General features: G+C 51.8%; 18 protein-coding genes. 2 read left to right on the top strand and 16 right to left on the bottom strand.

Annotated features, from left to right (window positions below):
- Nucleotides 1–35: 35 nt before the first annotated feature.
- From P2W84_RS14825 to P2W84_RS14885, 13 genes are read right to left on the bottom strand one after another with little or no spacing between them, the layout of a single operon-like run.
- Entirely contained in the window at nucleotides 36–1,265 is a 1,230-nt protein-coding gene (locus P2W84_RS14825) for a WcaI family glycosyltransferase (protein ID WP_276090934.1), read from the bottom strand.
- Nucleotides 1,262–1,846 (bottom strand): WcaF family extracellular polysaccharide biosynthesis acetyltransferase, encoded by a 585-nt coding sequence (locus P2W84_RS14830; protein WP_276090935.1) that lies wholly within the window; start codon nucleotides 1,844–1,846, stop codon nucleotides 1,262–1,264. Before P2W84_RS14830 ends, P2W84_RS14825 begins: the two co-directional genes overlap by 4 nt.
- Nucleotides 1,843–3,015 (bottom strand): glycosyltransferase, encoded by a 1,173-nt coding sequence (locus P2W84_RS14835; RefSeq protein ID WP_276090936.1) that lies wholly within the window; start codon nucleotides 3,013–3,015, stop codon nucleotides 1,843–1,845. The genes P2W84_RS14830 and P2W84_RS14835 overlap by 4 nt, the downstream gene beginning before the upstream one ends.
- A complete protein-coding gene (locus P2W84_RS14840) occupies nucleotides 2,975–4,168 on the bottom strand; it encodes a glycosyltransferase (RefSeq protein WP_276090937.1) in 1,194 nt (397 codons plus the stop codon). Before P2W84_RS14840 ends, P2W84_RS14835 begins: the two co-directional genes overlap by 41 nt.
- The gene (locus P2W84_RS14845) at nucleotides 4,168–5,496 is read right to left on the bottom strand and encodes a hypothetical protein (RefSeq protein WP_276090938.1); all 1,329 of its coding nucleotides are present in this window, start codon (nucleotides 5,494–5,496) and stop codon (nucleotides 4,168–4,170) included. Before P2W84_RS14845 ends, P2W84_RS14840 begins: the two co-directional genes overlap by 1 nt.
- Nucleotides 5,483–6,736 (bottom strand): glycosyltransferase, encoded by a 1,254-nt coding sequence (locus tag P2W84_RS14850; protein ID WP_276090939.1) that lies wholly within the window; start codon nucleotides 6,734–6,736, stop codon nucleotides 5,483–5,485. Before P2W84_RS14850 ends, P2W84_RS14845 begins: the two co-directional genes overlap by 14 nt.
- Nucleotides 6,733–7,773 carry a glycosyltransferase family 4 protein gene (locus P2W84_RS14855; RefSeq protein WP_276090940.1) on the bottom strand — a complete coding sequence of 347 codons (1,041 nt, stop codon included), beginning with the start codon at nucleotides 7,771–7,773 and terminating at the stop codon, nucleotides 6,733–6,735. Before P2W84_RS14855 ends, P2W84_RS14850 begins: the two co-directional genes overlap by 4 nt.
- Nucleotides 7,770–8,906, bottom strand: coding sequence for a hypothetical protein (locus P2W84_RS14860; RefSeq protein WP_276090941.1), 1,137 nt, complete (start codon nucleotides 8,904–8,906; stop codon nucleotides 7,770–7,772). The genes P2W84_RS14855 and P2W84_RS14860 overlap by 4 nt, the downstream gene beginning before the upstream one ends.
- Nucleotides 8,897–9,457 (bottom strand): acyltransferase, encoded by a 561-nt coding sequence (locus P2W84_RS14865; protein WP_276090942.1) that lies wholly within the window; start codon nucleotides 9,455–9,457, stop codon nucleotides 8,897–8,899. The genes P2W84_RS14860 and P2W84_RS14865 overlap by 10 nt, the downstream gene beginning before the upstream one ends.
- Nucleotides 9,458–9,486: 29 nt before the next feature.
- On the bottom strand, nucleotides 9,487–10,047 hold the full coding sequence (locus P2W84_RS14870; RefSeq protein ID WP_276090943.1) for an acyltransferase: 561 nt from the start codon (nucleotides 10,045–10,047) through the stop codon (nucleotides 9,487–9,489).
- On the bottom strand, nucleotides 10,044–11,309 hold the full coding sequence (locus tag P2W84_RS14875) for a polysaccharide biosynthesis protein (RefSeq protein WP_276090944.1): 1,266 nt from the start codon (nucleotides 11,307–11,309) through the stop codon (nucleotides 10,044–10,046). Before P2W84_RS14875 ends, P2W84_RS14870 begins: the two co-directional genes overlap by 4 nt.
- Nucleotides 11,306–13,678 (bottom strand): polysaccharide biosynthesis tyrosine autokinase, encoded by a 2,373-nt coding sequence (locus tag P2W84_RS14880; RefSeq protein WP_276090945.1) that lies wholly within the window; start codon nucleotides 13,676–13,678, stop codon nucleotides 11,306–11,308. Before P2W84_RS14880 ends, P2W84_RS14875 begins: the two co-directional genes overlap by 4 nt.
- A 22-nt stretch (nucleotides 13,679–13,700) precedes the next feature.
- Nucleotides 13,701–14,489 carry a polysaccharide biosynthesis/export family protein gene (locus P2W84_RS14885; RefSeq protein ID WP_276090946.1) on the bottom strand — a complete coding sequence of 263 codons (789 nt, stop codon included), beginning with the start codon at nucleotides 14,487–14,489 and terminating at the stop codon, nucleotides 13,701–13,703.
- 272 nt (nucleotides 14,490–14,761) lie between these two features.
- On the opposite strand from P2W84_RS14885, the gene P2W84_RS14890 reads away from it, so the two are divergent.
- Nucleotides 14,762–15,739, top strand: coding sequence for an acyltransferase (locus P2W84_RS14890; RefSeq protein ID WP_276090947.1), 978 nt, complete (start codon nucleotides 14,762–14,764; stop codon nucleotides 15,737–15,739).
- Complete coding sequence (locus tag P2W84_RS14895) at nucleotides 15,723–16,814, top strand: acyltransferase (protein WP_276090948.1); 1,092 nt, start codon at nucleotides 15,723–15,725, stop codon at nucleotides 16,812–16,814. The genes P2W84_RS14890 and P2W84_RS14895 overlap by 17 nt, the downstream gene beginning before the upstream one ends.
- Before the next feature lie 18 nt (nucleotides 16,815–16,832).
- Here the strand turns inward: P2W84_RS14895 and P2W84_RS14900 are convergent, their stop codons facing one another.
- From P2W84_RS14900 to P2W84_RS14910, 3 genes are read right to left on the bottom strand one after another with little or no spacing between them, the layout of a single operon-like run.
- Entirely contained in the window at nucleotides 16,833–17,510 is a 678-nt protein-coding gene (locus tag P2W84_RS14900) for a class I SAM-dependent methyltransferase (RefSeq protein ID WP_276090949.1), read from the bottom strand.
- A gap of 20 nt (nucleotides 17,511–17,530) precedes the next feature.
- Nucleotides 17,531–21,910 carry a chemotaxis protein CheB gene (locus P2W84_RS14905; RefSeq protein ID WP_276090950.1) on the bottom strand — a complete coding sequence of 1,460 codons (4,380 nt, stop codon included), beginning with the start codon at nucleotides 21,908–21,910 and terminating at the stop codon, nucleotides 17,531–17,533.
- The gene (locus tag P2W84_RS14910; protein ID WP_276090951.1) at nucleotides 21,910–23,463 is read right to left on the bottom strand and encodes a GAF domain-containing protein; all 1,554 of its coding nucleotides are present in this window, start codon (nucleotides 23,461–23,463) and stop codon (nucleotides 21,910–21,912) included. The genes P2W84_RS14905 and P2W84_RS14910 overlap by 1 nt, the downstream gene beginning before the upstream one ends.
- Nucleotides 23,464–23,536: the final 73 nt, after the last annotated feature.

The raw sequence follows: 23,536 nt of genomic DNA on the forward strand, positions 1-23,536 counted from the left end.
CTGGCATTTCATCAGGACCTGCTTATTTTCCGGAACTAAACACCGTCCAAAAGAGACGGCAGCTCGCCGAGTATCACAGATTTACATAAATATTGTTCCGCATAGACACGTGCATTTACCCGTTGCTGGCAATGGCAGGTATCCAGACTGTTCACAATCGCCCGGGCAAGCCCTTCGGGGTCATCCGGCGGGATCACCAGTCCGATATCGTACCGGTTCAGCTGTTCGAAGAGAGAAGTTCCCGTCGCGGCTGTAACAATAACCAGACCACCCACTGCAAATATTGAAGCCAGCTTAGACGGCATAACCAGGTCACCGGCTCCGGATTTCTGGATCACCAGGTGCACATCCGCCATATTCAGGAACTTATTGAAGTTATCTTTCGGTTGCAGCGGAATAAAGAAAATATTACCTGCATTGCGCTCGGCCGCGCGACGTTTAAGATCTTCTTTAAACGGGCCTTCAGCACATATGACCAGTTTGAGTGCTGACTGCTCCTTCAGCATCAGGGCTACATCGAGTATCATTTCAAGTCCCTGTTTCTCGCCTATACTTCCCGAATACAGAACGATCTTATCTTCGGGTAAAAAGCCAAACTCCCGTTTCAGGGCAGAACCGCCCGAAACAGGGAAATAAACCTTGGTATCCACCCAGTTCGGGAACAGCGCAACATGCCGGGCCACCTTGGCTTTCACCTTACGTTTCATCCCCGCAGATATTGTGGATACGATATCGGCATTCCTGAGAATATATTTTTCAAGGCCAGATACCGCGGTCAGCAACCATCCCGATTTCAGCATCCCGAGTTCCCTTGCCGCATCTACCTGCAGGTCCTGCAAGTGATAGTGTAGCCTGGTCTTCCTGAAAAACCGGTAAAAAAGCCCCAGCAAACCCAAATGAAAGGGAGGTGCAGCAACGATCACATTGTCATACCGCTTTTTGAAAAGCAGCCTGGCAACCACCAGAAATGCAGTGATGAAAAAACTTGCCTCATGTAATATCCTCTTTTTCCCGTTAGGTCTTGCAGGTACATACAATGGACAACGGTATATCGTCAGGCCGGGCATTATCCGTTCCTTTTTAAATTTCAGCGTTGAATATTCCTCAGCAACTTTCCATTGCGGATAATAAGGAGGTGCGGTAACCATCGTTACGTCATGTCCCTGATCAACCAGCCAGTATAGCATATCACCGGTATATTTACCGATGCCCGTCAGCTCAGGGACGCTATTGATCCCGATCACTAAAATCCTCTTCCGCTTCATTGCCATCTTGGTTTCACAAATACTGCAGGATTTCCCTTATAGACCCCATTGCTCTCCAGGCTCCGGGTTACCACCGAGGCTGCACATACCACCGTATCCATACCGATCCTGACACCCGGCCCGATAAAACAGCCTACCCCAATCCAGCTGCCATCCCCCAATACGATCGGCCCGTTCCTGTAGCTCATTGCAGGGTCCCTGAAATTATGGTTACCGCAGCACAGGAAAACCCGCTGGGAAACACATACGTTATCCCCGATCGTCAACGGCTCAAAGTTGAGCAGGAATACCTCTTCGCCCAGCCATGAATGATGGCCGACGACCAGTTTCCAGGGCATGTGGATATTGACACGCGGCTTTATGACCACCCCTTTACCTACCTTCGCTCCAAAACGCCTCAGCAGCATCGCCTTGAAACTGCTCGGAAAAGGAAATGCAGACAGGAAGAAGAACATCTTAACGATATACCACAAAGATTCTTTAAGGCGGGAGGCACCCCTGTCAAGCCCTACCTTTGCGTCGAAATCCTTCAGCTCGACCCGGGACCTGTAGGTTGCTGATTTATATGCAATGTCAATCATAATCTTTCTTGTTTAAGCACATTCCGCATCAGCCGACCGGCCGTTGTTTCGGAATAATGTTTTTGATAGCACCTGTTTGCGTTCCGGGCAAATTCACTTTTTTGCCCCTCGCTGAGCGACAGCCACTCCTTCAGCATGAGGTAAATGTCATCGGGCCTGTCCCTGGCGATCATGCCACCCTTATGCCGTTCGATCTCACGATAAATGTTGACCTGATCCGAGATCAGCACTGGCCTTTTACAGGCCATCGCCTCCACTACGGCAATGCCAAAATTCTCCTGGTGGCTAGGCAACACGAAGGCTTCTGAACCATATAATGCACCCCATTTGGCATCCCCCGTGAGCATTCCCGTAAACCTGATGTCCGCGGCTTCGCCTGCCATCTGCCGCAGTTCCCTGCCATAAGCCGTATCCAGCCCCGGACCAGCGATCACCAGAACATGATCCGGCAAGCACTCCGCTTTGAGCTTTAAGAAGGCCCTGATCAGTAAGTCCGCACCTTTCTTCCTGTCCAGTCTGCCCATATATAGTAAATAAGGCCGGTCGCCGATCTGCGGACAAATGTTCAGGAAGGCAGCCCTTAAGTCAGGACGATCTTCAGGCGGACTCGCTACACCCAGCCCTACTACCTGCTCGTTACGCGGATGATAAGGCGCAAAAGGCTGCCTGGCCAGTTCCTGCTCTGTACTGCAGGTGAACAACAATGCGTTGGCCGCATTTACGAGTTTTGCTTCCACATATTTCCAGAATGCAAGGTTCCTGGCAGCCTTAAGCTTACGGTCGGCCGCGCGCTGAAAATAGGGATCAAGCATACCATGCGGCATCACCAGGAGCTTACCGTGGAAATTCCTCGACTTTTTAAAAGCCTGGAAAACGGCAAGACTCTGGTATTGCCAAAGTCCATGAACAATGACATTGTCGTACCGCTTCAGGTTTTCACCCAGCCATGAAAGCAATTTCGGATGGTAGTTCCAGGCGGTAAAGCCCCTGCCTATCGCATGGACATCCGGGGCAAACTGCCTGAGATATGGTGCATCCTCCCGGTCAAGGCTGAGTACTTCATGGGCAAGATCTGTCCCCGAAGCATACCTCACCATGCCTGAAACCGCCTGGCTCAGCCCCCCGGCTTCAGGATTTAATGTCGGCAGAATATGTAGCGTAGTAATCATCCAAAGTGCTTTTATAAAATCTTTCAATCTTGTTCAACATTTCTCCGCAGCCAAACCGCTGTACGTTCAGCAATCCTCTTTTTATGTATTGCCGTCGTTCTTCCGGCTTCATGTCCACCAGTTTCTCAAGTAATCTGGCCCCTTTCTTTGCCCAGTAACCCTGTTCCATGGAACTCTGCGGATAACTTTCCATGAAAAATCCCGCATCGCCCGCTACCTCGATCATCGGCTGAGCCGCCGTAGTCAGTACCAGGGTACCGCAGGCCATTGCCTCGGCAACAGGCCAGCCGAAACCTTCCGCAATTGAGGGAAACAGGAAAACAGATGCCCCGCAATAGGCGAGCCTCACGGTATAGTCATCCAGTCCCGAAAGCCAGAGGATATCCTTTTTGTAAGGAGAATCTGTTGCAAGCCGCTTCAGCCCGGGGTCCGGCGCATCACCGACCATCAATAAAGGGACAGTATACCTGCTCACCGACCGCCAGGCATCATACAGCATGATCACGCCTTTACGGTTTTTGTACCATTGGTTACCGCCCACATGGAGCAGATAACCTGCGGATAGATCCATATCTAAAAACTGGCCGAGCAGCGCTTTTGCGCTGAAGGCATCGCCAGGCGAAAACACATCAGGCAATCCATTGTAAACCACCTCCGACCTGCAGGGCCGCTCCATGAAAGCCATCAGGTCAGCCCTGGTCTTTTCCGAGACACAAATGAAATGGCCTGCTTTTTTATACCCATTCCGGATATAAGCCTGATAGATCTTCCCCGTAAACGATGTCCTGTTTTCCCTGATCAGGCCCAGAGCCGACTGTTGGGCAAGGAAATCGTGGCAATGCACCACAACCGGCCTTTTTCCTGCCAGACGCACCCATGGCCCGAGGGCATGGTCCGTAAAGACCAGCAGGGCGGTAGCCGGCAATCTCCGCATGTCCCTTTGCACTTTTACCGGGAACAAGATATACTGGTCTATGTATCCCAGCCATTTTCTCAGGCCAAAAGGAAGCTTCAACCTGTATGTCCATGGAACGGGTTTCCAGACCTCAACATGATGGCCCCGGAGCCTGAGGCCATCAGCCAGCATATGCGTAAAGCGTTGTAAACTGTGCAGTCCAAGGAATTCGGGATGTGCAAAAAGAACGATTTCCATTAGCCCTCCTTCATTAGTTGTTTATCTTCCATATTCTGCGAATCCTTCAGTGCAGCGATGAGCATGCCGCCAATCATGACGCTGAAACCTAAGGAAGTCGGCTGGGCCCACTGACCCTTAGTCACACTGGTCAGTGCCAGGCCGAGCAGCATCCAGGGCAGATAATTTCCAAACCTGAGCCCGCGGTAAGAAAACACCGCCATCTTGGCACTGATGGCAAGCCTGATCGAAATCGCCGTTATCCCCAGGAAGGCGCCCAGTTCCCCAATCATCCGCCCCCATTCTTCCTCTGCGATCAGGAACTTCCTGGATCCTGTCAGCAGGGCGCTTCCTGCATTGGTCCCCATACCCAGCCCATATCCGAAAAAGGGCTGGTCGGAAGCAGTGGCCAGTGCACTGAACATCTTGCCAAAATAACGGTCGCTTACCGTCCCGCTAACCCCGCCTTCAATCGCCGAGGCGGTTTTGAACCTGACCATAAATACATCCACAGAGGTCTGGAAGAAATCCAGGCTGAAAAGCGCCCCGCCAACAGCCATGATCACAATAAGACCAAGAATAACACGAAGCAGATTCTCCGGTCTTCTGGCTACCGCAAAAAGTGCAAAGACAAAAGTGATCATGACCTGAAAAGCCAGGCTCCTGCTGATCGAAAATGGGACGGCGATCAACAGCGCTCCCGTTGCCCCATACAGTAAAAACCTGTTGATCTGTCCCGGAGAAAACCAGAAAAACAAAAGATAGCTTGCCAGCAATCCGTAAAACATATGGATCCCGTTGGTAAAGGAAAATGTTCCGGAAGGCCGGAAATACCCCATCGCACCGCTGAAGCCCGCTCCCTCCACACCGCCTACACCCCGGTTCACCAGTGCAGACTGAGGGCTGTAAAACTGAAATACGATCAACATCGTCATCGGCAGGGCAATCCAGGCAATCCAGCGGCCCATTGCAATGACATCCTCCCGGTCGAGTACCTGTGCAACCACAAAGATCATCGGAAAGTGGATCAGCATTATCCGGGCCCCGAAAAGGGCAACAAACAAATTACCATGCCCCAGTACTACAGCAGTAATGATCCCGGCAAAGCCGATTAGCAGCATTCCGGTCAGCAGCCTGGAATAGGGCACCATACCCTGCACCCATAATTTATACATTAAATAGATCGCCAGCGGGTCGCGGACAACCAGCAGTGGTGCAGAAAGAAAAGGTAAGACCCATTTTCGCAGTGCACCCTCAAAGATCAGCAGCAAAAGATACAGCCACACTGCCTTTTTCATCAGCAGCAGTTCCTTCCCGTCTTTGCCAATTGAATAATTATCTGCCAGCATAGACCGTATTTAATTGGTTAACGATTCTGTCGCCATAAGTCTTCCAGGTATAATTCGCAGCGTGAAGCCTGGCCATTTCACCCATTTGCCTTACCCTTTCCCGGTTATCGATACACCACTGCAGTTTCATTGCGATCTGTTCCGGAGACCGGACCGGCACCAGGAAGCCTGTTTCCCCCTCGATCACCAGATCCGATCCTCCCGTATTCGGTGTAATGATCAGCGGCAGCCCCTGGCTCATTGCCTCCTGCATCACCAATGCCCGTCCCTCCAGTATCGACGGCAGGCAGAAAACATCGCAGCCCGCCATCAATTCCAGTACCTGCCCGTGCGGGCGCTCAGGCGCATAGACAAATCCATCATACCTGTCCCGGTAAAACTGTATCGGTGCCTGAAGACCTCCCATGACGACAAGCACAATCTTTCTGCTATCCAGCATTTTCACGGCCTGGAACAAATCGCCCAGCCCTTTACGCTGTCCCATTGAACCCGCAAACAACACCTTGAGGCGATTGTCCGCTTTCAGCACATCGTTACCGGCATGTGCAATACGTTCCTGCGGAGAACCGAAGGGCGAGACGATGACCTGCTTTCCGAACGCCCAGGCAGGCAGAGACTCCCTTACAAACCCGCTCGGCACGACCACGATGTCTGCCAGTTCCAGCTCCGCTGTCTTCCGTTTCAGTTTATCTGCAGAATCCGTTACGCCGCCACCCAATGTAACCGCCCATTCGGGCAGCCGGGCGGCTTCCTCACGCATCAGTCGCTTTCCAACTTCCCAATACGCAATCGGCAGGTCATAAATACAAAGCAGGCCGAGCCGTTTCGCTTTGCGAAAAGTTTCCAGGGCACCATCTTCATACGCATAGACCGCAGCAGCCCCGCTTTCATCTTTTTCCTGTTCCAGCCTGGACGCCACAAAACGGTCAAGGTCCATATAGACATGGTCCAGTGAGGCAAAGCCGGTTTCATGCTTCACTGCACGCTTATATCCCAGTTTAGGCAATACGCATCTTGCCAGTTCCAGCCCTGGTCTCGTATCGAGCAATTGTCCGGATACCGGAAAAGATCTTCGTGTCAGCTCCGAACGGAACCCCGGCGGCAATAGTTTCAGCCACCAGCTGTTCGGGCTGACCGCCATAGTTGTATAAAAACGCGAAAGCATTTCCCGCTGCTGAAGCGTACTCAACAGGGCCCGCACGAACTGGTTTCCGGTAGGATGTGCAACGATTATCTTCATATGCCCTCCTTTCCTGCAACCGCTTCAATGATGTCCAGATACCTCCTGGAAACCACTTCAGGGCGATGCTTTTCAAGATGCCTCAAGGCATTCCCCCGGAGCTTACTTTGCCTGGAAACATCACCGATCAGGTCTGTCAGGACACCGACCAGATCGTCCAGGTCATTCCTTTTAAAACTAAGCCCGGCGTTTCCGACCGCCTCAGGCAAACCGCCCTCATCTGCCACTACCGGTATGCAGCCACAGGCCATCCCTTCGATCGCCACATTCCCAAATGGTTCGATCAGCCGGGAAGGAACCAGCAGGTATCCGTGATTATTCAAGGCATGGACAAGCGCCGTACCTGTCAGCGTACCCGGAAACTGTACATGATCCTTCATATCCAGCTGCCGCGCCAGGTCTCGTAACGAAGTCATTTCCGGACCCTCCCCGATGATGCTCAGCATCGGACCAGGCTGATCATCGAACACACCCTTATCCATTAAAGCCTTCAATGCCCGGATCGCCATGTCCGCTCCCTTGTCCGGGACGAGCCTCCCTAAAAACACAAACCTGGAAGTGCGCTCAGTCCCTGGTATTGTCCTGAACAACGCCGCCCGGTAAGGGTTCCCGATCACGCTCGCATCGGGCCAGCAAGCCCGCGCCAAAACCCCGCTCACGGCAATCACCTTTCCAGCCCTGGTCAGCCCGGCAAGCTTTAGTTTGTCCTGCCAGCCTATCGTACCATCGTCTCTGCGGATCCATGACCGCAGGGCAACTACACGCTTCTTATGCAACAGGAATGCAGGCCATGCGAGCCTCAGGCATGGATTGTTTTCAAACACGACATCAGCCCAGGCATGGCCCCGAACAAGATCTGTCAAGCCCGGATTACGTACGATCTCATACGGGAAGGAACGGTTTGCCGCCTCTCTGGTCCAGGTCAGCAAACGGACCTCATGGCCGGCCGCTGCAAAATTACCTGCAAGGATCTCCGAGTTGACCTCAATACCACCGATACTCGGATTGAAAAAATGCGTCAGAAACAATATTTTCATATCCCCACCTCCATTTTAACCGATGGTTCTACCTGAAACTGTCCGATAAATCTTTCGGCTACCTCGGCCAGTAACGACCGGTAAGGCTGTCTGGACGAATACAACGCCGCCTGCAAAGTACTGAAGACCAGCTCGGACCTGAACGACACTCCCAATTCCTCTTTCCCGTTCCACCTGGGCAACCATACCGGGAGCCCGTGCTCCAGCATCGCTGCAGCTGCTCCGCTTTTTCCGAGGTACCTGGGCTTTGATTTCGAGATACCCGCATCACATTGCCGCATCAGCCTGCTGATTTCCCCTCCCGGTAAAAATCCAAGATCCAGTATTTCACAGGGGTATCCCCTAAGGCTTGCTTTCAGTACCTCAAAGAAAGCTGCCTTTGCCTGTGCCTCACCTCCGGTAAAGACCAGTCTTATTCCCCTGAAGTCTTTTTTGCAAAAACCAAGGACTTCATTTGTAAAAATCTGACGGAAAGCACCTTTGGGGGCAGCGCCAAAATAGAGCACAGTAGGTACATCCCTTTCCGGCAACATAGATTTCCGGCCCGGCTGGATTGCCGTATCCGGACAGACATTGCCGAAAAGCGGCAAGACATCCGCACAAATCCCAATTTTAGCCAGCGCATCCCGGTCATAGGAGACAGATACGTTTACCACCACGGGCTTCATCATCCCGATCATCTTCCTGATCAGCCGGCGCTGCAGGAAAGCCGCTACCCCCTGCTTCCAGCCTGCCGGCGAGTCCAGCCAGATCTCATGCAACATGACATGGGACCTGAATTCTCCCGACAAAGCGCCCAGCCAGTTATTTAAAGAAAAAGGCAGGCCCTTTTTATGAAAAGAATAAGGGACATATTGCAGGCTGAGCACTTCCGGGCTAACCTCACGGACAAAGTGTAAGGCCTGTTCCGATTTTTTGTGCCAGGCCATTACAGACGGGAAACGCCTTACCTGGATACTGCCCTGCGCCGTATTCCTTTTTTCCGCTGCAACATTTTCTATATAAGTATCATTTAAGGCCAGGATATAAACTTCCATGTGCGGTGAGACCAGGGCAGTCCCAAGACGAACAACATAATCTCCGACCCCGTCGCATCCGGGCTCCAGGCAACCGCAAACGAACATCAGGCGCATATCGTTCTCCTTTCTCCCAGTTTCCGCGCAGGCACACCTCCCCATATTTCCATTGGAGGAACCGGCCTGGTCACCACTGCTCCTGCTGCAACCACCGCTCCGTCCCCAACAGAAACTCCTTTCAACAACACTACGTTACTTCCCAGCCATACATCGTTCCCAATTGCTATATGTTCTCCCGGGCATTCCTGTGTCCGGATCAGTTCTCCTGCTATAGTTCCATGGTCGTGGTCAATTAACCGGCAACCGGCAGCAATCAGACTGTCATTACCGATCACCAGTCCATGCGTAATATTGACCTCCGCACCCCTGCCGATAAACACCCTGTCCCCTATCTTTATCCTGCGTCCGGGAGCCCATATTCCGGCAAACTGTAATACCACGTCCCTTTGCAGCAGGCAATCCGACCCGATAAGTACCTGGTGAGGCCAGTTCACGAAAATTCTGCCAAGAATGGTACCTCTGCCGATCTGCATACCAGCCAGCCGGTAGACCAGCTTGCGTAGTGCCGAAGCAGTACGGTTCGGATAGCGTACCCTGAGATTAAACATTATTTGATGTACCAGCCGTTCCATTTGCCTCAGTGAAATAACCTCCGATACTTTGTTTCATATACCAGGTCGCTTCTTCTTGTCCCGATTTGCCTTGCAGGTACCCCGGCAACAACCGTATATGGATCTACATCCCTGGTAACCACTGCAGCAGCAGCGATCAGCGCACCTTCGCCAACCGTCACCCCCGGCAAGATCAGCGCCCTTGTCCCGATCCAGACACGATCACCGATCTTGACCGGTCTGACCCTGCCTTCAAACCTGGCTGATCCCGCATCATGGTCAGCGGTAAGGATCGTTACTTCTTCAGATACAGAGACATTACAACCAATGAACAGGCCTCCCCTGCTGTCCAGCCTGCAGCGCTGGTTAATCACGGAATTCTGCCCGATGACCAGGTTGCCCGCCTGGTCAAACCTCGTATGCATCATTACCGAACACCCGGCACCAAGCTCGAATTTCATAAAGACACGGTAATAGCAATGCCTTAGCCAGTAACCCGGAAGACAGGATATCCATTCATTGCACAGATAAAGCCTCAGTTCCGAGACCACCCTTCTCCATACCGGCCGCTTTCCGTCCTTTCTCATATCCCCGCAACCCTCAGCTTAAAACTCCGGTAAAAAAAATATCCGCAATACAACAGCAAAGCGATCGCACCATTTACAATGGATAGCAGCAATACATCATGCAATACCGAAAGGTCCAGCATGCAAATGGCCACAACCTGTACCACAACACTGACCGTAATGTATAACACCGGTTCAATGGCCCAGCCTCTCGATACAGAAAGGTAGTTGGCGATACCGGCTGTCAGCTTAAGGCAGCCTGAAACCATAACCAGCAGCAAGGCCATATCCAGATGGCGGTACTGATGCCCGAGAATGAACAGTACCTGACCGGCAAAAAAATAAGACAGGCCGCAAACTCCTGCACAGATCAACGTCAGTAGCCCCAGAACCTGGGCAAACCGCAGCATTAATAGATAAGACCGGTCAAACAATTGTGCAAACCTGGGGACAATCAGGAAATAGAATACCGAGCTGACCAGTCCGAGCACGCTCGCCACACGTTCGAGGGCCCCTACCTGGGCGATCGACTCCGTATTTCCGAAAACAGAGATCAGCCAGACCGTAATCTGACCAGACAGACAATAATAGACCGTGCTTGGCAAGGTCCTTTTCAGCATCATGACCACTTCCGATCTTACTTTCCCGTCTCCCTCCTGGTCCAGATCCGCAAACCTGCCAGCCCTTTTTCGCAACCTGACATTCGCCAGCAGCCTGCTCAAACCACCGCAAAGCATGGCCACGAGCGTATAAGGGATAAAATAAAGCATAACCACCAGCGCTAAAAATCTGCTCACATTTGCCTCCAACTGGTTTCGCTGCAAGGCCACTACATCCTGGTTCAGCTTCAGCGGTATTTCGTAGAGCGTATCCGTCAGCGCTGCATAAAATGCCGGCACCACAGACAATACAATGAGCCCTGCCTTCAGTGGTTCTGCATGGTGCCGGATCAGTAAATACAGCAATACAGGTAATGCAATCATCAGCGTCAGCCAGGCGAATCTGCGCCTGAGACCGACGCCGGTTACAATTACCCGCCCGAGCAACAGTCGATCCCGGGATACCTTTCCCCCTGCCGCCAGTATTCCTGCCCCTATCCCGCTGTCGGCAAGCACAACCACTGTAGCCAGCATGGAATTGGCCAGTGTATACAGCGCAAATTCAGGAGCTGGTAACCACCTCACGATAAGGATACCTCCGGCAAGCCCCAGCAATTGCACCAGCACCTGGGCAAATCCGGTCACCGAAACCATACTACTCCAACGCGCCAGCCCCTCTATCATTTCTTCTTAAATATTCGTTCAAAAAAGCCCTTCTTTACCGGCTGCGCCTCATAACCATAGCCATAGCCAAATCCGTAACCATAACCGTAACTCGATGAATCCTTCACGTCATTGACCAGGATCGCGATGCGTTTCATCTTCTGGTTCGCATAAATATCCTGCGGGATCACCATCTGTTCCCGGTAGGTATACCCCTGCCTGACCACATATAAAGTAAGGTCTGCATGTTTGCTCAGCAGCTGGGCGTCAGTAACCATCCCGACAGGAGGCGCATCCATGATGATATGGTCGAAATGCGCGTTGAGGTACTGCATCAGTTCATCCGTACGCTCACCTACGATGATCTCAGCCGGATTTGGCGGAAGGTTACCCGAACTGATCACAAAAAGGTTATGATGGATACCCGATGGCTTTACAATTTTTTCCGGTGAAAGCTGCTTGTTGACCACATAGTTCGTAAAGCCGAAATCATTTTTCATGTTCAGCTTATTCGATAAATTGGGCCGCCTCAGGTCCATCTCCATCACGACCACCTTTTTCCCCGAAATGGCCAGTACCGTAGCCAGGTTCAGCGAAATAAAAGACTTGCCTTCGCCCGACATACTGGAAGTCATCAGGATGTTCTGCTCCTCCCCTTTGAGGAAAAACGACAGGTTGGTTCTTAAGGCCCTGAACTGCTCGGCGATCGGTGTCCTGGAATCCTGGGTGACAATGATCGTACTGTTGTACTCCGCACTATGTCCGATCTCTGCAATGATCGGTACCTTTGTATGGTTCTGTATCTGCGTCCTCGACATGATCCGGTTGTTCAGCTTGTCCCGGGTCAGGATCACGCCAACCGGTATCAGCAACCCCATGATCACCGCATACCCATAGATATTTCTCTTCAGCGGGCTTACCGGCCCCCTGGAAACCGGCGGCTCAATGACACGGCAATTGGAAATATTGGAGGTTTTGGAAATTGCGGTTTCCTCGCGCTTCTGCAGCAAAAACACGTACAGGTCCTGCTTGATCTGCTGCTGTCTCGACAAATCCAGGTAAGTCCGCTCCACGGCAGGCACCCTTCTTACCTGGCCGGCAATGGTATTTGACTTAGACAACACCCTGCTCCTGGTAATTTCCAGCGAGCGTTTCATTCCCTTAAGGCTGGACAGCATATCTGCCCTTGCACTTTGAATCTGCGCGTTCAGGTTTTGCATATAAGGGTTGGCATCCGTCTGCGTAAGACTATTGCGTTCCTTTTCCAGGACAATCGTGTTATACCTGTCAATCAGGGCCGAAAAGCCGGGATCGTCCAGCAGGGCCCCGCTCGGCACGATACGTTCTGCCGGATTAGCCCCCGAAAGATATTGCTCCAGCGAATTCAGCACACTCAACTGAGTCTCCGTCTTGCCGAGGTCATCGACAGACTCCTTGGTAGAAGAAATCAGCTGGCTGGCCTGCGCCGATATATCTGCGATCTGGTTCCGCTGCTTGAAACTCTGTACATTTCCCTCAATATTACCCAGCTCCTCACCCACATAGATCAGCCTGTTCTCTATAAATGCAATGGTACTGTCCGCTATCCTGTTCTTGTCAGACAATGCACTCTCCTGGTAAGCTTCGATCAGTTTGTTCAGGATATCTTCCGATTTTTTGGGGACTTCACCCATGAAATTCATGGACAGGATCTTTACCATTGGTATCGGGATCTCTACCCCCAGGTTCTCCATGAAGTCGTCAACAGTTTCCCTCAGGGTTTTAACCTCCACCGTATATACCTGGCCAGGCGCGGCCCTTCCATATCCCCTTTCCACGATCACTTTAGACCCGCCGGGAATGGTAAACTGCTGATAGAGGTTCACCTCCCGGTCATAATCCTCACCGGTAAGTTCAACTTCACCGGAAATACTCACCTTATTGCCGTTAAGGGTCACTTCCATCGTCTGGGCGATGATGCTGTCAGGCGAACTGAGCACCGTGAGTTTAAACGGAGAAGTATCGTATAGCTCTACAAGCCTCACATTCCCGTTATGGAAATAGCTGATGTAGGTCTTCAGTTCCCTGACCACACGCTGCATCAGTACCCTAGTCCTGAACACTTCCGCCTCGGCCTCGGCGCTGTTCGCAATACCAAACCTGCCACCCAATGCTTTGGACAGGGCATCATCTCCGGGAGTCGGAGCCTTATCTTCGGTGATCAGTATCTTTGAGCCCGTCGCATAAGTAGGTGATGTATACCTGATGTATAAAAACCCGATCAGCAGACAGATAACCAGTGAGATGATAAACCAGTACCAGTTGGCGATCAGCCTGGACAGCATTTGTTTCAGACTAACCTGGCTCTTTTCTGCAAAAAACTCATCCTGGGATGCTCCTCTATTGCTCATTTTGTCAGTTTTTGAGTGGTGTCTATAATCTCGCTATGGCGGTAACGATCAGCGTAGCCACTCCAAGCGCAATGGATATATACTGGAACTTAGGGGCATTATTGGTGGCCACCTTAGCCTTGTTCGGCTCCACATACAGCACATCATTTTGTTTCAGGTAGAAGTAGGGCGATGCCATCAGTTCAGAAGAGTTCAGGTTAAGCCTGGCAATTTCCTTATAGGAACCATTGTTCCGGATGAGCATCACATCATCCCGCTTTCCGTAAATGGTCAGGTCCCCGGCCAGCGATATGGCATCCAGTACCGTGATGCGTTCGTTTGGAATGGTATAGGAAGCAGGCTTGGCCACCTCACCCAATACCGTGATCTTAAAATTCGCAAAGCGCACCTGGATCGTCGGGTTCTTATAATAAGTAGCGGCCTTCTTGCGGATCACCTCCTTGGCATCGGCCGTCGTCAGGCCCGCAACCTTAACCATGCCCAGCATCGGCATCTCGATGAAGCCATCACGGTCAACCAGGAAGCCGTTCATCGCCGCATCCGGGCCGTTTCCCGAAGGTATGGCGGCTGGCAGGCCGCCCTGGTTCAGTGCAGTGGTCGATCTTGGGTCTATCGTCTGGATGTTCACCGACAGGATATCATCCGTCTGGATCAGCGGTTCATAATATTCCGCAGACGCCTTATGGCTCACATCCGCCTTGCTTACATCCGCAAAGTATGCAGTCTTCTTACCAGTTGCACAGGAACAAAAAGAGAGCGTGTACAGCGTTACAAAAAGAGAGGCACAGTACCTGAGTAGTTGTTTATTCATATGTTTATTTAAAACCGTATCATATTCCAAGTCGTAAGACAAGGTTTTTAATCATACTCCTTTTCTCACGTTAAGTATGTATGAGGCACCGTAGCGTTAACAGTGTCTCAGAAGGCCTTTCAAGCACATCAACCCAAAGTTATAATATCGTCCGTCCCAAGGCACAAAGCGCCCCTGAACACGCCCAAAATGAACGGAATGAACAAATGAAGACCCCAAAGCATCCAGTATTTTCGCCTCGTTCCTGAAATAGATATCAGTAGCGCTCGTATATGTCAAGACCGTCAAAAATAACCGTAGTAGAAGCCCTCCGGGGCCTGGCCGTCACCGCCGTCTGCTTCGCCCATTTCGGAAAGCCGGCAGGTACCGGGGGAACATTCCCTGAAATGTTTGCCGCTATGGAAGTTTACTTTCGCTTTGCCGTCCATATATTCTTCCTGATCTCCGGATTTGTGATCACCTATAGCATGCACATGGGGAAATATGAGCTGAACGATTATTTCACCTTTATTTCCAAACGTTTCCTCAGGCTACACCCCCCTTACCTTGCCGCACTGGCCATCAGCCTCATTATTGCTGCAATTTCTTACCACTACCGCCACCTGCCCAATCCCGAAACACCACTTTCCATAGTTAAGAGCCTTTTCTTTCTTCATGCCCCAAGCGCAAACCCCGTATTCTGGACACTGAAGATCGAGGCACAGTTCTACCTGTTCATCGGGCTTTTTTTTCCATTGCTCAACAAATTTCCAAAAGCGACGCTTCTGGTCAGCCTTCCGCTTTTTCTGTTCCTGTCCCGGTACCTTGGCCCCGCATGCCTGGATATGCTCACGTGGATGCCCTTCTTTCTGACTGGCATTATCGGCTTCAGGATATACATACAAAACACAGACAGCCACCTGGAGTATTTTCTCCTCGGTCTCCTGATCGTCTTTTCTTTCCTGTTTTACGGGACCGGCGAAGCACTTACCGCAGCAGCGACCCTGTTGCTGATGCTCGGGTACAGACAACCTGTCCACTCCGCGCTTACCTTCCTTGGCGAGATCTCCTATTCCCTGTACCTCATCCACTTTCCCATAGGCATCAAGTTCATTAACCTGCTGCAGCGTTACACCGCGCCGGGGCTCAACTGGCTGCTGTTCATCGGTGCCAGTTTACTTAGCTTCTGCTGCGCGCTGCTCTTCTGGAGATACATCGAGAAACCCTCCGCCAAACTTTCAAAAAAAGTAAAATATGTCAGGGCAAGATAGGATCAGGAGCCTCGACGGCATCCGCGGCACCTTTATCATCATGGTGCTCATCGCCCATGTTTTTGAGACCACCCCGGTATTCAAGGCCAGTTACCGGGAACTGGTCTACTACATCTCCGGATTCGGGCATATGGGCGTCAGGATATTCTTTGTCATGAGCGGCTACCTCATCACCCGTCTGCTCATCAGGGAGCAGGAAAAAACCGGAAAAGTGAGCCTGAAAGACTTCTACATCCGCAGGATGTTCCGCATCTTCCCCACCTTTTTCCTTTATATTTTTGTAATCCTTGTACTGAAATGGACCCTTATTCCTGATATTTTCAGCAATTACTCACTCATCCTTTTCGCGTCCTTCTACCTCTGGAACTACAAGCACCTTTTCATCGGCAACCTGGACGGTATCGATAAAGGCACCTGGTTCATGGGACACTTCTGGTCGCTGTCCATGGAAGAGCAATTCTACCTGCTCTGGCCGGTTACCTTTGTTAAGCTCAGCACCAGGACGCTCATCAGGGCAGTCCTGATCCTGATTTCCGTCATGCCCCTGCTGAGGGTCGCTACCTTCCTGTTCCTTCCGGGCAGCAGGCCCCATGTCAGCGAGATGCTGCACACAGGTGGCGACGCCATTCTTACCGGTTGTCTGGCCGCATTACTGGAACAACTGCCCGGTTTCCGCGAAAAATATCTCCGGTATGTAGAAGACAAAAGGCTTATTGCCGCCGTCGCCTGCTTTCTGTTTATCGTTTCTCCCCTGCTCACCTGGTACGGGCAGGCGGCTTACAACCTCACCATAGGCATTACCCTCAACAACTTTAGCATCATGTTCCTGCTGTACTGGGCGATGTATGTCCCTTCCGGGCCCGCAGACTTTTTCAACACTCCTGTAATATCCCGCCTGGGGATCGCCTCTTATTCCCTGTATGTATGGCAGCAATTGTTCCTGACCGACAAGAACGATCTCTGGGTCAACAGATTTCCCCAGAACCTCTTCGTCGCCATCGGTATCGGCCTGGCCTCACATTACCTGGTAGAAAAACCTATACTCAGACTCAAGGACCGTTTCAAACGGGTCTGAAGATGAAAAGGTGCAATGTTAAGCACCCGCGGGCACAACAACAAAGGTATTGATCGCCGCATGAAGTCCGGCAATGTATTCACGCATCGAATAAATCGTCTCCGTAACCCGGCAGTTGAACGGTGGCTGGTCCAGGTAAACCCCCGACATCTTCTCGCCGCGGATCGACGCCCCCGTTTCCTTATCCAGGTTAGGTACTATCTGCGTACCGTAAAATGAGGCGGGCTGGTGCTCCGAAACGATCACATAACGGTAGTTACCAAACTTCCTGACGATCTGTAAAATGGACGCATTGCTCAGGTGCTGCAAAACCTGCCTGATGATCAGCAGGTCTCCCGGCGCAATCGCTGCGGTACAGGCATCCGCACAGAAAAATCTTACTGAAGGCCCCGAAAATTCCTGCTGGTTGCGCTCAATCAGCCCTTCCACCACATCATAACCGGTATAATCCACTGCATGCCCGGCCCGGGCCGCAAGCGCCAGTATCTGACTGCTGACATTGAAATCACCACAGCCGATCTCAACTACACTTTGGATATCATTCGAGGTAATAAAACCGGCGATCGTCTTCGCATAACCCCGGACATGTGCATTGTGAGAGCCGGAACCGGAATAATATTTTCCCTTACTGCCACCCCAGAGGTTCTGGTCATAGATCCGGGTAAAGATCTGTGAATTTTCGTTAGCGTTATCCATCAGGCCGAAGATACTAAAAACTAAATATTACCCGCCACCTTCAGCTCGAACCAGAACTCAGAGCCTTCATCCTCCTTACTCTCTACGCCAATGTTTCCTTCGTGACGGGCCATGATCTCTGCCGAGATGTACAACCCGAGCCCGAGTCCGCCAAACTTAAAGGTAGTATCGTGCACACGGAAGAACCGGTCAAAGACATGGTCTACCTTATCCCTGGGGATACCAATCCCGAAATCACGCACGGAAACCCGTACCACATCCCCCTGAACTCGGGTAAATACCTCTACCCGCTGCACATTCGGCGAGTACTTGATCGCGTTCGACAAGAAATTGTTCAGTACCTGTTCAATCCTGCGCTGGTCTGCTTCCACCAGTACATCATCCAGGTGTACAAGTACAATATCGTATCCCGACGTATTCCGCATGTCCTCCACACATTCCTCAATCATTTTCTTCATGCTGAAATGCACGTAATCAAACGCCATTTTGCCGGCCTGTATCCGGGTCACATCCAGCAAGTCGGCCACCAGGGAAGTCAGGTTGTCTACCTGCCGGTTCGCCTTGTCGATATAAGTCCTCAGCCCCGAGGCATTCGGCTCTGCGCTGCAAAGCCGCAGTGCGAGCTGCAGGAAGCCCTTGATACTGGTTACCGGGGTTTTCAGCTCATGACTGGCAATGCTCAGGAACTCGTCCTTCTTCTGCTGCGCCTTTACCATATCCGTCACGTCAAAACCAAAGAACGCGATACCGTCGATCTCTTCGTCAGCCGTGTAGACCGGCGTAAACGTAAAATCAAACCAGCGCTCCTCCTCACTGCCGGGACGGTGCAGCGGAAAAGCCCGCCATACTTCCGGTTCTCCTGTTTTCAGCACTTTCTGTTCCAGTTCGGCCAGGCCAGGATGCATCTCCCAGCCGGCTTCCAGCGAGGATTTGCCGATATAGTCGCGGTTCCCGTAAAACTCCGCAAAGGCATTGTTCACGAATTCATAGACCAGGCCGGCACCCCTGCGGATGCTGATCAGTGCGGGCGCACTTTTAAAGATGCGGTTAAACTCATCCTGCTGCTGCTTGACCTGTTTCTGTGCGTTGACCAGGCTGGTGATGTCGATCATAGAGCCGATCACCCTGAAGGGCACGCCAAAATCATCCTTCATAATCGTGCCCCTGTCCAGGATCGTTGCGTAGTTGCCGTCCGCCTTGCAGAAACGGTACTGCTCCGACCATTGCGCGGCACCGGAATTGATCGCATGAAAAATGCTCTCCTCTACGCCACTTCTGTCATCAGGATGAATGTGTGAAAACCAGAAACCGATGGAACCGGTTTCTTTCGAATGCCCGTATCCAAACATCTTTTCCAGGTTCTCGCTGCGCCACATTTTGTTGTCTGCCAGCGTCCAGTCCCATACCGTATCGTTTGTCGCCCTGGACACCTGCATGAAACGCTCCTCACTTTCAGACAGCTTCCGGGTACGCTCCATTACCTTCAGTTCCAGTTCCGCATTTAACTTCCGGAGACTCTCCCGGGCAGAGATCAGTTCGTTATAGTTCTTCCTCAGCTTACGGTCGGCTGCCTTCTGATCGGTAATATCCGTTATGGTCGCAGCAAAACCATCTGCCATCTTTACCGCCACCAGGTGGAACCAGCGCGCATCACCTATTACAAATTCTGTCTCTACAGGCACCCCCTTTTCCACCAGGCTAATGTACCGGTTGAACAGGTTACCCTCTACCAGCTCAGGCAGCTGCTTCACGAGTGAAGCGCCCGAAAGTTCACCTTCGGTCCTGTGCAGCAGCGTCAACGCAGTCTCATTATGGGCCAGACACTTAAAGTCCACGATAAAGTGATCATGGTTGCGCACCGCAGAGAAGGCAAGTATCCCGCTCAGGCTGGCGTTGAACACCCCGGTGATCATGTTGTTCAACGCAGTGATGCTGGTAATGTCCACAAAAGTGACCACCACCCCATCCTTCCGCATATCCTTACGTACATAAGGCATGATCCGCATCAGGCTCCGTTTACCATTCACCAGCTGCACCTCTTTTTCTACCACCCGTCCCGTCAGCAGCACAGCCTTTACGTCCGTCGTGAGGTTCTCAGAAACAATATTGTTGGAGATCTGCTCTATCGAACGTCCTATGTCCGCTTCGATCAGGTTTACCATACTGACCGCTGCAGGGTTAAACTTACGGATGACGAGCGTGGCGTCCAGGAAAACCTGCCCGATATCCGTGCTTCTGAAATAATTGTCCAGATCATCGTTCAGTTCCTGAAGTTCCCTGATCTTCAGCTGGTGTTCGGTATTCAGGGTATGTAGTTCCTCGTTCAGCGACTGTAATTCTTCGTTGTTCGATTGCAGTTCCTCATTCGCAGAAAGCAGCTCCTCATTGGCAGACTGCAGCTCCTCGTTCGTGGTCTCCATTTCCTCCACCGCAAGCTGCAGGTTACTCCTGGTCTCGTTGAGCTCGGCCTCCAGCTCAAATACATATTCGGTCTGATGTTCTTCCGACAAGGGCACCAGGTCCTGTTCCTCGCGGGTGTTCAGCACCTCGCCAGGCGCCTCGCTGAATACCACCATAGTCAGCCCGTCGCCGTTTTCAGGAGGTTGCACGGACAAGTTTACCAACCGCTCCTCCCCACCGCGCTGCAGCCTGATCCGGCCCAGGTGTACAGGTAACTGTTCCTTCCATGCCTTCCGCAAGGCTGTGTTGAGCAATACAGAAACCGTCTTCGGCACCATCAGCAGCAGGTTCAACTCCACTTTTTGAGACGGCAAAGACAGGTACCTGCCATAGTCCCCGACCGATTCCCTGATGATATAGCCTTTATCGATCAATATCCCGGCATATCCCAGGTGCGCCGTCAGGAACTTGTTAAAGCGCCCCTGCGCCGGATGCTCCTCGGGCTCCGATGCCTTGTGTTTCCCTTTGTCAGCCTGCGAAAGCATTCTTCCCGAGGTACTGTAGGTATTGAAGGCCGCATAGTTCACCACGCCGTCCTTCTGGTATATCTTCCATTTACCGGAGAACTCCGAATAGCCTTCCTTCATTCCCTGCGCCGTCTCGCTTGAACCCAGCATCAGGAAGCCCCGCTTGTTCAGCGAAAAATGAAAGATAGACAACAGCTTCTTCTGTAATACAGCGTTCATATAGATGAGCATATTACGGCAGGTGATCAGGTCGTTTTTGATAAAGGGTGGCGATTTAATCACATCATGCCGGGCAAATACCACCTGCTTCCTGATCTCCGGCACCAGGCTGTAGTGCTTTCCCTCGCGGATAAAATACGTCTTCAGCAACTCAGCAGGCACCTCCTTTCGGATGTGCTCAGGATAGCGGTTCTTTGCCGCAATCTCTATACTTTTTTCGTCAATATCTGTTGCAAAGATCTTCACGTCCAGGCGCCTGCCCATTTTTTTCAGACACTCATTGACGATGATTGCCACCGTATAGGCCTCTTGTCCGGTACTGCAGGCACATACCCAGATCTTTAGCGGCTCGCCCGGAACCTTGCCCGAGATCAGCCCGGGCAATATCTCCTCCTGCAGGAAACGGAAAGCCTCCGCGTCCCGGAAGAACTTGGTCACCCCGATCAGGAAATCCTGTCCCAGCGCTTTTACCTCTTCCTGGTTTCCTTCCAGAAAGCCTACAAACTCCTTCAGAGACTTCAGGCCATGCTGCGACATTCTGCGCCCGATACGCCGGATGATGGTCGGTGTCTTATACAGGTTAAAGTCGTTGCCGCTCTGCTCGTGCACCATTTCAAATACCTTATCCAGCAGTTTCTCATCGACCTTGCCGTTTTCCAGCACGTTGACGGGCTCCTCCTGGATATAGTTGAACAGTTCTTCCGGCATTTTCTTAGGCGGCAGTACGAAATCCGCGTCTCCCGAAGCGATGGCACTATTGGGCATCCCGTCAAACTTTGCCGTCAGGGGGTCCTGTACCATTACCATTCCACCCTGCTCCTTAATGCTCCGGATTCCCTTGGTCCCGTCCGACCCGGTCCCGGACAAGATTACCGCAATTGCCTTCTCCTTCCTGTCCGCAGCCAGCGTATGCAGGAAGGTATCTATCGCTGTATTTGGTGCTTTAATGAGTTTTTTATCCGCCAGCTTCAGCTTACCGTTTTTCACGGTCATCAGCTTGTTGTTCGGGATAATGTACACGCAGTCCACCTGTATGCTCATGTCATGGGTGGCCTCGAACACCTTCATGTGCGTATGCTTGGCGACGAGCTCTACCAGCAGGCTTTTGTAATCGGAAGAAAGATGCTGGATCACGATAAAGGAAAAGCTGGGGTGCTGGGGCATATGGTCGAAAAACTCGTGGATAGCCTCCAGCCCACCGGCAGACGCACCAATGGCCACGATATAACGGTCGTATCTTGTTGTCTTTCCCACTAATTGTATAATTGTTTCATCCGGAACTCAAACAGGAAATTACGCAGTGAAGCTGCAACATCCAGCTCCTGGTGCGTCCAGGGCAGCGAATGCTGCCGCACCGTTTGCTTCCACAGTTTAAACGAATTTCTCGGGTGATAGTTTTTGCCGTCCCGATCAAACTGGATGGCATTGTTGGGGTCGCCGCCCCAATGGATGTCCTGTACCACCTCAGGCCGGAAGCAGATCAGCATCTCTCCCCGTCGCATATCTATGGGTATCACCAGCAGGCCACTGCCGACCCCGGCATATTGCGCCGCCTCCTCGTAAATACCCGGCAAGTTATCGGTATGGTATACCTGCTCTACCTCCCTGCCTTCGAGCCAGAGCAACAGATTGTCCAGCGCGTCCCTTTCAGGGACATTACCGATCACGCTTGTCCTGCCATTGACCACAACGGCAGCACCAGCAGCCTTAAACAAGTCGGGCAGTCCCTCCATATCCAGACCGGCCAGTGCCTCCGCGACATTTCCCGTGGCGTAAATATGGTCGGTCAGCGCTGTACGCCTGGCCTGCAATTCTCCGGCAAGCTCAAACCCGGCCTTGTTCAGGATCAGCGATATCTTGTCTGATATCACCCCCGACAACCATTCAAATAGGGAACAAGTCTCATAATCCAGGTATTTGGCCGTGATATGGTGGCAGGAGATCAGCCCCCAGAGCCTGCCTTCGTGGATTACACGGACCGACATCGAGGCCTTAATGCCCATATTCTTCATATATTCCAGGTGCACCGCAGCCACACTGCGCAGGTTGCAGTCCGAAAGGTCGGTGAAGGCATGCGTCAGCGGGTTGATCACCGGATAGAGCTTGACAGGCTCAAATTCGCGGTTAGGTATCAGACGGTAAGGGTTTTTCAGATAAAGTTCACGTGCCTGCCTGGGCACATCCGATGCCGGAAAAGTCTGCCCCATATAGGTTTCCAGGCGTTCATCTTTTTCCTCGGCAATTACAGTTCCGTTCCAATGTTCATCGAAACGGTACATCAGGATGCCGTCAAAACCGGATATCCTGCGCAGCTCGTGAATGGCTGTGCGGCAGACCTCTTCAACCGTACTTGCCTTGTCAATAGAAGAGATGATGTACCTCACTTCCTGGAACACATCAGTAAAGTCCCTCTTTTCACTGACCGGAACTGCTTCGAGCTCCAGGACCAGGTATTCCGGCTTGATATGCATAAGGACATGATAGTCTTTGCTGCGCGCCCCTGCGCCGTCTGTTCCAGGGCTATTTTCCTTCAAAGCGAAGTTAAAGGGGATACGGCCCCCCAGCTCATCCCCGAGGACTTTCCTGATCTTTTCAATATCGGTACCGGTGAAAAGCTCATCCGCAGTAGTCCCGATCAACTCCCTGACCGGCCGGCCAAAAACAGCTTCTGTATTTTCACTGGCCTGTATTACTTTCAGGTCAGTCTTTTCAAGCAGCAGCAGGTAGCCATAGTCCTGTACCAGGTTGATCTGGTGAATGGGTAAAGAGCCACAGAACTCGGAATCGTAGTTTTTATCCGGCTTCATCAGTTAGGGTTAAATGTATCTGGTAAATATATCACATCCTTTCCCAATCTACGTACCAAAGCGGGAAATAAAG

The sequence above is a fragment of the Pedobacter sp. JY14-1 genome (assembly GCF_029269825.1).
Lineage (GTDB): Bacteria > Bacteroidota > Bacteroidia > Sphingobacteriales > Sphingobacteriaceae > Pedobacter.

What these genes read in the sequence shown, in the direction of transcription:
- P2W84_RS14835 (WP_276090936.1), bottom strand. Translation starts at nt 3,015, where the DNA reads ATGATTACTACGCTACATATTCTGCCGACATTAAATCCTGAAGCCGGG.
- P2W84_RS14865 (WP_276090942.1), bottom strand. Translation starts at nt 9,457, where the DNA reads ATGTTTAATCTCAGGGTACGCTATCCGAACCGTACTGCTTCGGCACTA.
- P2W84_RS14880 (WP_276090945.1), bottom strand. Translation starts at nt 13,678, where the DNA reads ATGAGCAATAGAGGAGCATCCCAGGATGAGTTTTTTGCAGAAAAGAGC.
- P2W84_RS14885 (WP_276090946.1), bottom strand. Translation starts at nt 14,489, where the DNA reads ATGAATAAACAACTACTCAGGTACTGTGCCTCTCTTTTTGTAACGCTG.
- P2W84_RS14855 (WP_276090940.1), bottom strand. Translation starts at nt 7,773, where the DNA reads ATGAAAATATTGTTTCTGACGCATTTTTTCAATCCGAGTATCGGTGGT.
- P2W84_RS14890 (WP_276090947.1), top strand. Translation starts at nt 14,762, where the DNA reads ATGTCAAGACCGTCAAAAATAACCGTAGTAGAAGCCCTCCGGGGCCTG.
- P2W84_RS14845 (WP_276090938.1), bottom strand. Translation starts at nt 5,496, where the DNA reads ATGCTGGCAGATAATTATTCAATTGGCAAAGACGGGAAGGAACTGCTG.
- P2W84_RS14840 (WP_276090937.1), bottom strand. Translation starts at nt 4,168, where the DNA reads ATGGAAATCGTTCTTTTTGCACATCCCGAATTCCTTGGACTGCACAGT.
- P2W84_RS14895 (WP_276090948.1), top strand. Translation starts at nt 15,723, where the DNA reads ATGTCAGGGCAAGATAGGATCAGGAGCCTCGACGGCATCCGCGGCACC.
- P2W84_RS14860 (WP_276090941.1), bottom strand. Translation starts at nt 8,906, where the DNA reads ATGCGCCTGATGTTCGTTTGCGGTTGCCTGGAGCCCGGATGCGACGGG.
- P2W84_RS14870 (WP_276090943.1), bottom strand. Translation starts at nt 10,047, where the DNA reads ATGAGAAAGGACGGAAAGCGGCCGGTATGGAGAAGGGTGGTCTCGGAA.
- P2W84_RS14850 (WP_276090939.1), bottom strand. Translation starts at nt 6,736, where the DNA reads ATGAAGATAATCGTTGCACATCCTACCGGAAACCAGTTCGTGCGGGCC.
- P2W84_RS14900 (WP_276090949.1), bottom strand. Translation starts at nt 17,510, where the DNA reads ATGGATAACGCTAACGAAAATTCACAGATCTTTACCCGGATCTATGAC.
- P2W84_RS14875 (WP_276090944.1), bottom strand. Translation starts at nt 11,309, where the DNA reads ATGATAGAGGGGCTGGCGCGTTGGAGTAGTATGGTTTCGGTGACCGGA.
- P2W84_RS14830 (WP_276090935.1), bottom strand. Translation starts at nt 1,846, where the DNA reads ATGATTGACATTGCATATAAATCAGCAACCTACAGGTCCCGGGTCGAG.
- P2W84_RS14910 (WP_276090951.1), bottom strand. Translation starts at nt 23,463, where the DNA reads ATGAAGCCGGATAAAAACTACGATTCCGAGTTCTGTGGCTCTTTACCC.
- P2W84_RS14825 (WP_276090934.1), bottom strand. Translation starts at nt 1,265, where the DNA reads ATGAAGCGGAAGAGGATTTTAGTGATCGGGATCAATAGCGTCCCTGAG.